Below are 8,711 nucleotides of genomic sequence, written 5' to 3'. Positions count from 1 at the left end.
GGTGCGGCCGGTCGCCGGAGCGCCGCCGGGCGCTGCTGGCGCGGTGGGGCGGTCGGGCCGCCCGGCCCCGGCGTCGTCGGCCGGGGCCTTGGTGTCGGTGTTCGCCTCAGTCATGTTGGGCCCCTTCTAGAACTGGTTGATAAAGGTGGTCGAGGCCGCGGCGAGGCCGGTCACGATCGTGTTCGCGAAGTCGCCGATGGCGGGGATCGCGCCGATGAATCCGAGGACGCCGAGGACGAAGACGGTCTGTCCGATCAGGAACGAGCGGCGCAGGGTCCACATGCCGATCACGAGCAGGACGACGGAGACGAGGAGGATGGTTCCGGTAGCCATGAGGTGTGCTCCCTTGGTGCTGGTTGCGGTTGCGTGCGTTGGTGTTTCGTCGTTGTGGGGGCGGGGCCGATCGAGCAGCTGACCGGCCCCGCCAAGGGGGTTAGTCGGTGGTCTCGGGTGCGAGCAGGCCCGCTTCGGCTAGGAGGCGCTTGGCGCGGTCGGAGCCGCATCCCAGCTCCGCGCGGGCGCGCTTGATCGAGAGGTGGCCGCCTTCGTCGGGCGCGATCGCCTTGAGCCGCTCCAGGGCCGCGGCGTCGTCCAGGCGCGGCGAGGTCGGGCCCGGGCGGCGCTTGACCGCCTTGACGGGGGCCTGGCGCGCCGGGGTCTTCGACGCGGCCGGCGCGGCGGCGGGGGCCTTGACCGGCTCGGTGTCGGCGACCTGGGGCGGCACGAACGTGTAGACCTCGGCATCGCTCAGGCGCCGCAGCTGGTAAGCCGTGCGCAGCTGCACGGGCGCGGTCAGGCGCCAGAACGCGCCGTACCGGAACCTCAAGGCGGCCTTGGCCTCCAGGCGGGTCGACTCGACCTCGCGGGCCGCCTCGGCGGTGCGCACGCCCCACAGGCGCATGTGCCGCCACAGCCGCGCCGTCGTCACCGGCGACAGCACCCACCGGGCGATGCCCAGCGACTCGGTGCGCGTGCCGGCCGCGAGCCCGGCCCGGACCTTCACCACGTGGGTGCCGACCTCGGAGGCGATCACCCACAGGCCCGGGAGCACGACGTGCGCGATGCGCGCCAGCGGCTCGTCGTGGGCGTTGACGTTGATGTACAGCGTCGCCGCCGTCAACACCGCCGGCACCGCCCGCAGCCACGGCATCGAGATGTCGATGCGAGCGAGCACGAGGTTGAGCGCGGCGAACGCCACGATCCCGACATCGATGCCGACCGGGATCATCCAGGCCCCGCTGCCGAAGAACGGCTCCAGCTCATCGACCTGCGTGCCGAACGAGATGATGAACCCGAGCATCGCCAGGGCCGCGACCGCGCCGATGACGACGCTGACCACGATCCACATGCCCAGCGACAGCGGGCGCGGCCCGGGCGCCTCTTCGGCGGGGACCGGCGGCGCGGTCAGCATCGGCAGCTCGTCGGGGGTCTCGTAGCCGGGGAGGCGGACCTCCGGGTAGGCCGCGTGCAGCGCACGGGCGATGCTGGCGCGGTCGGCGCCGTGCACCTTCATCCGGCGGACGAGCTCGTCAGCGCGGTTCCACTCGGTGAACTGGCGGGCCGCCTCAGCCGGGCCCATCGCGGGCGCGACCTGCTCGGCGGTCTCGTTCACCACGTCAGGAGTGGGGTCGCCGAACACTTCGTTGTTGAGCGCGTCCCAGTCGACCGGGCCCGGCTCGGGCTCAGGGGAAACGGGAATCTGGCTGGTCATCGGTCCTCCCGGCCGGTCTCGGAGCGGAGCATGTCGAGCAGGAACCGCAGAAAGTCGAGCCCGGCGCCGAAGTCATCTGCGACGCGGATAATGCGGCCCAGGGCTTCGGCACCGTCCCCAATCTCGGTGTCGACGGTGTCCATGGCCTCGGTCAGTCGGGACCACTCGTGGTTCGTCAGGGTCCCGAGGTTGGGGTAGCGGTGGCTGATCACGCGGGAGTGATCGCTGGTGACGCGACGCTCGCGGACGGCGTCGAACACCTCGCCAAGGTCCGGCTCGGCGCTTCGCTGCCGCGGCAGGTGCGGCTGGGTGGGCTCGAAGTGCGTCACTTGGTCTCCTTGATAGCTTCAGTGGCGGTCCACCGGTCGAGGTCGCGCACTCGCACTCGCGGGCGCGCCCCTGCCGGGGCGGCGGGGTGGTCGTCGGCGGCCGGGTCGAACACCGCGAGCGGCTCGCCGGTCGCCTTGGCCCGGTAGGAGGCGGCGTCGGCGCAGGCGAGCTGCGCCCCGAAGTCCGCGGCCGGGTCGAACAGGACGGCGCCGGCGGCCATGGTCACCGGCATCGCCTGCCCGTCGCCGCCGGTGGCGACCACGGCGAGGACGCCGGCGCCGATGGCCGCAAGCTGCTCGGTGCCGCACAGGATCACGAACTCATCGCCCCCGAACCGGGCCGCAGTCCCGCCCGGGTGGACCAGGCGGGCCATCCGGGCCGCCAGGGCCTTGAGCACGGCGTCGCCGGCGGCGTGGCCCAGGGCGTCGTTGACGGCCTTGAACCGGTTGCAGTCCGCCGCGACCAGCCACATCGCCGAGCCCGGCGCACGGCGCAGGGCCCGGGTGAACCCGGCGCGGTTGTGCAAGCCGGTCAGGGCGTCGCGGGTCGCGGCGCGGTGTTTGGCGTGGAGCTTCCACCCCAGGGGCCCGGCCGTCGCGGCAGCGGCGAGCAGGCCCGCCGAGGCGGCGGTGAGCAGGTGCGAGGACTTCACTGCGCACCCCCGAAGTCCACGGCGACGCCCAGTTCTTTCGCCCGCTCACGGGCGATTCGCTTGACCAACGACACCGCCTGCGCTTTCGACAGGCCCTCGCCGACCAGGGTGGCCGGGGTGCCGATGCCGTAGTCGTAGACCTCCCAGCCCGCGCCGGTCTTGCCGTACGCCGCGGCGAGGTGGTAGCCCTTGTGGGCGCTGTACTCCCAGTCCCAGACCGCGGCAATCACGTTTTTGAGGCCGCGCCCGCCATCCCACAGTCGGGCCTTGGGCTCCCGAGCGGTGTACGAAGCGGGCAGCACCGGGTGCGTGTGCCACGGTTGGAACCGCCACCGGTACTCCTTGCGGCCTTGGCGGGTCGTGATCTCCACATACCGCAGTTCGCCCACCCGCAGGACGCCATCGACGGCTTCCCAGCGGTGCGCCGGAGTGAAGACCTGGTCGCCGACGCGAATATCGTCAGCGCGGCGCTTCAGCAGCTCGGTGTCGTCGTACTCGCTCATGGCCAACCTCCTAGGACATCGAGAAGGTCGGGAAGCCGGGGACGAGCGTGTCGCCGAGCGCGCGGTCGATGTCGAATGCAACGAGGCGCTCCGGTGCCGGGCCGGCCAACTCGCGCTCAAGGGCCGCAAGCTCGCGCTCGATCTGCGGCCACTCGATCTCGATCGCGTCGAGCTCGGAGAAGGTGGGTTCGAGGTCGAACCAGTCGGCCTCATCGGTGGTCGTGGTGTACATGGGAACCTCCCAGGCTGGCGTTTGGGAAGGACGGGAGCCGCAGGGCGACAACTGTCCGGTAGCCCCCTACCGCAGGCATACCACCGGAACCCCGGCTAACGCCCGCCCGTTAGGGCTATAAACACCATAGGGCACGTCGTTTGACGTCCGCAACCCCCCTAACGGAAATATTTTGAGAGGGGTTCCGTGTTACGTGTATGGGCCAGTTCACCAGGCGTTTCACCCTCCGACAGGGTGTGTAGGGTAGGGAATAGAGCCCCCTAACGGCTATGCTCGCGATAGGCCCCAAACGCAGGAGGTGCGATGAACCAGCTTGAATCGATCGAGGCCATCGAAGATCCGATGCAGCGTGCACGGAAGGTGCACACGGTCATCGAGGATCTTCAGGGCCAGGTTCTGAAGCTTTCGGCCATCCGCCGAGAAGCACTCAATGAGCTGGTGGCACAAGGGCTCTCCATCACCAAGATCGCTGAGGAGATCGGGATTTCGCGTTCACGCGTCTCGCAGCTCCGCTCCGCGGGCCTCAGACCAGAACGTGTCTTCTTCGGTTCAGGACGGGTGACGGTTGCCATTGGCACCAAGCCGGAGCGAGGCCGAAGCGATGGCCATGAGCAGCCCTTGATCTCCCGCGAGGCATCTCAGGCGTATGAGTTGATCGCCGACACCATGCGCTCTCTGGGGCTTGAGGCCGTTCAGGAGGCCGTGCCGCTCTCAGGGCTGTTCGACCTGAACCGCGAGAACTTGGTTGTCCTGTGCTCCGTGAAGCTCATGCCGTTCTTGAGCCAGGTCATGGTTGCCGATTCGAACCTGTCATTCGACACGGACGATTCAGGGCTGTTCCTGGTAGACCGCAACACCGAGACCGAGTACCGATCACCCAGGGACAACGGCGAACTGAGGGACTTCGGGTACGTCGGACGGCTGCCGAGCCCCGGGGGAAAGGGAACGTTCCTGTACGCGGCAGGCATTCACGCCGAAGGCACACTGGGAGCTGCTCAGTGGCTCACGGAGAACGCCGCCGACCTGCACAAGAAACTGAAGCTCCAGCGCTTCTCAACTCTCGTCGAATCGACCTTCGACGAATCGGGCAAAATTCTCTCAACCCAGCAGCTCACGGCCCTGTATCGAGAGGGTAAGTAGATGAAGGTTCTCGCTGCCACTGAGAACGGTGTGCCCGGTCGTCCCAACGAAGACCATTTCGCTGTCGGGGCGAACTCAGCCATCGTCATCGACGGAGAGACCTCTCGCACCGACACCGGGTGCTCACATGGAACCGCCTGGTATGCCGCGCAACTTGGGGCAGCCACGCAAGCCCACCTGCACGGGACGAGGACCTTGAAAGAGGCTCTTGCTGCCGCAATCGATGCGGTGGCGCTCCTACATCGCGACAGCTGCGACCTTTCCCACCTGGGCACTCCTACCGCAGGGATCGCGATCCTTCGAAGGTCTGATTCTGGGTTCGAATGGCTCGTCCTCGGTGACGTCTCTCTGGTGCTGGAATCAGACAAGCTCGCGATCATCACCGACAGCCACGACCACATCGCCGCTGAGGAGCAAGCTGAGGCCGACCAGTACCTCATCGGAGATCCCCGCAAGGTGGAGGCGATGCGCAAGATGAAGGTTGCCCAGCTGTCGCGGAAGAACGTGCCCGGTGGCTACTGGGTGGCAGGCTCGGACCCGAAGGTGGTTGAGCACGCCATCACCGGAGAGATGGAGCTTGCCTCGCTTCGCCGTGCACTGCTGCTTACTGATGGAGCGGCGCGGTTGGCCGCGCTCTTCGAACTGGCCAGCTACGAGGAACTCCTCGAATTGGCCACCGGGAGTGGCCCGCAGGAAGTTCTGGCGCGGGTCCGAGCAGCGGAAAAGTCCGATCCTCAAGGAGCCCGCTGGCCCCGAAACAAGCAATCGGACGACGCTTCAGCGGTGCTCTGCCAGTTCACTTCTTGATGGATTCCTCAACCCATCGGTACAGCTCAATGCGCCAGTTCTCCTGATCCTGCGCAGTCACCGAGCCACGCCAGACAACTCCTCCGAGCCCAGAAGCGCTCCATTGCAGGGTGCCAACGTTCTCCTCGGCACCGTCACCGACACAGCGCACCAAGCACCCGTCTCGACGAGACCGGTCAAGATACAGCTCGACAATCTCGCTGCCATTCTCCCGAGTACGAACCCAGTTCATCCTTGCCGGCGCTACGCCCAGCATGGGCTCAAGCTGGTCTTCCGTTCGAGTATGGTCAGCCGATACGCTATCCATGTCTCCCCTCTCCGCAGGTGAGGCCATTCCCTGGGGTCGGTGCTAGCGACCGCCAGGGCTTTCGTTTGTCCAGGGTAATGCACTTGTACAGACTTGTACAAGGTCATCCTAGAGCAACCTAGAACGTTGAAGGCCATGTCAGGTCGCCTTCGAACCCCTAACGTCTGCGGCATGGACCCAGACGCGGCGATTGATCACGATGCGCTCATGGCGCCGTACCAGCAACTAGCTGCGATCCTTCGCGCGCGAATCGATCGAGGCGACTGGCAACCTGGCCGGCGCATCCTGTCCGAAGCACAGCTCGTCCAGTCCTACGGCGTCGCGCGCGGAACGGTCCGCCGAGCTGTTCAGCTTCTCGCCGACGAGGGCCGGGTGGTTGCGATACAGGGGCACGGCACGTTCGTGGCCGCGGCGACCGACAACACCGAGTAGGTGAAGAGGTGCTTCCTCTCTGGGCTAAGCCCCTGGCCAATATGGCCAATATGGCCAAAACCCCGTCCGTGTTGCATTCACCAGCAGAAACGCAGAGATTGTGAGCCTGGCCAATACCCGGCCGAAACCTCTCCCGACATGGCCAGAACCCCGGACGCGATTTGCGTCCGGGGTTCTGGCCATGCGGCCCAAGGTTTTCGATAGGAATTGGCCATGCTGCCTCGGATCAACCTTCTTGCAGGCCAGAGGCTTGCGTCAAGGGTTTTGGCCATATTGGCCATTTTGGCCAGGGGGTTTACCCGGGGCTAACGACCTCGTGCATGGTTGTGGTTGGCGTGCAACGGCTTCAGCGTGGATCATGGGTGGATGGTGGGGACCGGGGTGCGTGAGGCGATCGTTGGCGACCGGCGGATCACGGGGTTGACCCCGGAGGTGATCGCCGCGATCGCAGCCGAGATCGGACCGGTCTGGGAGCAGCAGCGCGTCGATCGCCTCGTCTCCCGGCCACGGAGCAGGACGGTCGGCGCCGGGGCGAAGTATCGCCTGGTGTTCATGGATCGCCTCCTTGTCACTCTGGTGAACCTGCGACACGCTGTCACCCATGACGTGCTGGCCTGCTGGTTCGGCGTGGACCGGTCCACCGTCACCCGCGCCATCGCCGAGATCCGGCCGCTTCTCGCCATGCGCGGCTGCTCCATCGCTCCTGGCGTGCGGCTGCGCACCCTCACTGAGGTCGTCGATCACCTCGGCGCCACCGGTCAGACCGCCATCGTCGACGGCACCGAGATCCGCGTCCGCCGCCCGGCGGAGGGCAGCCCGAACCGGGACCGGTTCGTGTCCGGCAAGACCAAGCAGAACGCGGTGAAAACCATGGTCATCACTGATGCCGAAGGACGCGTGCTCTTCTGCAGCCCAGCCGAACCGGGCAGCCGAGCGGACATCACCCACGCCCGCCAACTGGGCCTGCCTGACCTGCTGGCCGCCCAGAGCGATACGACAGTGCTCGCCGATGCCGGATATCAAGGGCTCGGCACCGAGTCCGGCGGAAGGGTCGTGACGCCGCCGCACCGAAAGTTCAAGAAGCACCCGCCAGCCTGGTACGAGACCCTCCTCGCCGAGAAGCGCCATGCGCACTCCTCCCGGCGCATCCGCGTCGAACACGGCATCGCGCATTTGAAGAACTGGCGGTCCCTCGCCCGCCATCACGGCCGCCGCGAGCACATGAGCGACATCATCGGGGCCGTCGCCGGACTACTTTCACACCAGCAGACCGCGGCCCAACCGAGCGGATATTCGATCTGAGCGAAGACCCCCGCAGGAACCATTGCGTGCCAACCACAACCATGCACGAGGTCGTAAGCGATGTCCCGTAAGTTGTCTACGGGTGCGCTCTGGTGTTGTGGCTGCGGGTTCCAGTCTTCGAAGGTGCGGTTGTGAAGCTGTGTGACGTCATCCGTGCCCGCGACCTGTCGTCGGTCGCCCACGGGCTTCCCGTTGCCTGGCCGACGAAGGATCTGAAGATCCGGCCCCGTGTAGCAAGTCCGGTCGACCGCCGACTTCGGAGCCGGCTTCATCTCGGGCGGTCTGGAGCTCGGTGTCCATCTCAGCGGCGGCCCGGGCTATGTGTCGATCTGAAGCGAAGGCGCAGGGCCGCTGGCATACTGTCCTCAAAGGAGCCCAGACAGGGCTGCGAACGGGGGATTGATGGATACGAGAATGACAGCGGTACTGGTCGCAGTGCTCGCAGCGGCCGGTGTGCTCGCGGGTGGCGAAAGCGCTCTGGCGCAGGACCCGCCCGCGGAGCCGACGTGCGTGGCCGCCACCAGGCTGGGCGCGGTCCGCTACGAGTTCGGCACGTGGAAGGCCGAGGACCCAGGCGACGACGATGAGGAACAGGCCGAGCAGGACGGCGACGACGACACCATCGACGTCGAGGGCATGAACCCGGTCGCGATCTGGCCCAAGGGCACCTGCCTGACCGGCGCGGTCCTCACCCACGACGGCCAGAAGACAGCCGATTTCAAGGCCTACACCCCGGTTCCGGGGATCGATGACACCGCCAACGCCTGCAACGACGACGGCGACTGCGACTACGACCCCAAACCATCCGGCTGGCAGCGGATGATCCGCGCCGATTCCGAGACGCAATACCTGCAGTTCATCACCGTGACCGCCGCCGACGGCACCCAGGGATGGGTCGAGAAGGCCGGCCTGACCGCCTACGACCGTGCCGCGTTCCGGCCTTGGACATTCGACGGAACGGCAGGAGCCTGGCACCAGTTCGATCCGAACCCGACAAGCTCCTGCCTGGCGACCGCTGGGGCGGGGACCCGGATCTACACCCGCACCGGCGACTACCTCTCCCACCGTTACTCGCTCTCGGTCGACACCTGTTTCACCTCGGCCAACAATCCGTACTCGGGGCAGTTCGAACCCCACGGCTACAACGGTGCGAACTGGATGCCCTCGTTCCTAGGGACGCAGATGTGCTTCCTCAACGTCGATTCGGGCTACATCGACGCCGCCGCGCTGAGCTGGTCCGGCAAACCCGTGTCCTGCCCCTGACGCCCAAGCCACGAGGGCCGGGCCGCGAAAGC

At 66.9% G+C, this 8,711-nt stretch carries 11 protein-coding genes; 5 read left to right on the top strand and 6 right to left on the bottom strand.

From position 1 onward, the window contains the following. Window positions 1-126 precede the first annotated feature (126 nt). The 6 genes from DI269_RS15010 to DI269_RS14985 all read right to left on the bottom strand — a co-directional run bounded on the left by DI269_RS15010 (window position 127) and on the right by DI269_RS14985 (window position 3,428). Window positions 127-333, bottom strand: a complete 207-nt coding sequence (locus DI269_RS15010; protein WP_112137195.1) for a hypothetical protein — start codon at window positions 331-333, stop codon at window positions 127-129. Window positions 334-433: 100 nt separating this feature from the next. Continuing rightward, entirely contained in the window at window positions 434-1,711 is a 1,278-nt protein-coding gene (locus tag DI269_RS15005) for a DUF2637 domain-containing protein (RefSeq protein WP_112137193.1), read from the bottom strand. Beyond that, entirely contained in the window at window positions 1,708-2,040 is a 333-nt protein-coding gene (locus DI269_RS15000; RefSeq protein ID WP_112137191.1) for a hypothetical protein, read from the bottom strand. The genes DI269_RS15005 and DI269_RS15000 overlap by 4 nt, the downstream gene beginning before the upstream one ends. Beyond that, window positions 2,037-2,693, bottom strand: a complete 657-nt coding sequence (locus tag DI269_RS14995; protein ID WP_112137189.1) for a GGDEF domain-containing protein — start codon at window positions 2,691-2,693, stop codon at window positions 2,037-2,039. Before DI269_RS14995 ends, DI269_RS15000 begins: the two co-directional genes overlap by 4 nt. Next, window positions 2,690-3,196 (bottom strand): hypothetical protein, encoded by a 507-nt coding sequence (locus DI269_RS14990; RefSeq protein WP_112137187.1) that lies wholly within the window; start codon window positions 3,194-3,196, stop codon window positions 2,690-2,692. Before DI269_RS14990 ends, DI269_RS14995 begins: the two co-directional genes overlap by 4 nt. A gap of 10 nt (window positions 3,197-3,206) precedes the next feature. After that, window positions 3,207-3,428: a hypothetical protein gene (locus tag DI269_RS14985; RefSeq protein ID WP_112137185.1), complete on the bottom strand. Its 222-nt coding sequence runs from the start codon at window positions 3,426-3,428 to the stop codon at window positions 3,207-3,209. 303 nt (window positions 3,429-3,731) lie between these two features. On the opposite strand from DI269_RS14985, the gene DI269_RS14980 reads away from it, so the two are divergent. The 5 genes from DI269_RS14980 to DI269_RS14960 all read left to right on the top strand — a co-directional run bounded on the left by DI269_RS14980 (window position 3,732) and on the right by DI269_RS14960 (window position 8,679). Beyond that, entirely contained in the window at window positions 3,732-4,568 is an 837-nt protein-coding gene (locus DI269_RS14980; protein WP_112137183.1) for a sigma-70 family RNA polymerase sigma factor, read from the top strand. Further along, the gene (locus DI269_RS14975) at window positions 4,569-5,375 is read left to right on the top strand and encodes a hypothetical protein (RefSeq protein ID WP_112137181.1); all 807 of its coding nucleotides are present in this window, start codon (window positions 4,569-4,571) and stop codon (window positions 5,373-5,375) included. It begins immediately after the preceding gene. Between the two features lie 478 nt (window positions 5,376-5,853). Further along, window positions 5,854-6,114, top strand: coding sequence for a GntR family transcriptional regulator (locus DI269_RS14970; protein WP_112137179.1), 261 nt, complete (start codon window positions 5,854-5,856; stop codon window positions 6,112-6,114). Between the two features lie 366 nt (window positions 6,115-6,480). Beyond that, window positions 6,481-7,416, top strand: a complete 936-nt coding sequence (locus tag DI269_RS14965; protein ID WP_112137177.1) for a transposase family protein — start codon at window positions 6,481-6,483, stop codon at window positions 7,414-7,416. A gap of 414 nt (window positions 7,417-7,830) precedes the next feature. Next, the gene (locus DI269_RS14960) at window positions 7,831-8,679 is read left to right on the top strand and encodes a hypothetical protein (RefSeq protein WP_157975005.1); all 849 of its coding nucleotides are present in this window, start codon (window positions 7,831-7,833) and stop codon (window positions 8,677-8,679) included. Window positions 8,680-8,711 lie beyond the last annotated feature (32 nt).

The organism is Glycomyces dulcitolivorans (genome assembly GCF_003265355.1).
GTDB classification, from domain to species: Bacteria; Actinomycetota; Actinomycetes; order Mycobacteriales; family Micromonosporaceae; genus Glycomyces; species Glycomyces dulcitolivorans.
This window is presented reverse-complemented; position numbering and strand designations above follow the sequence as displayed.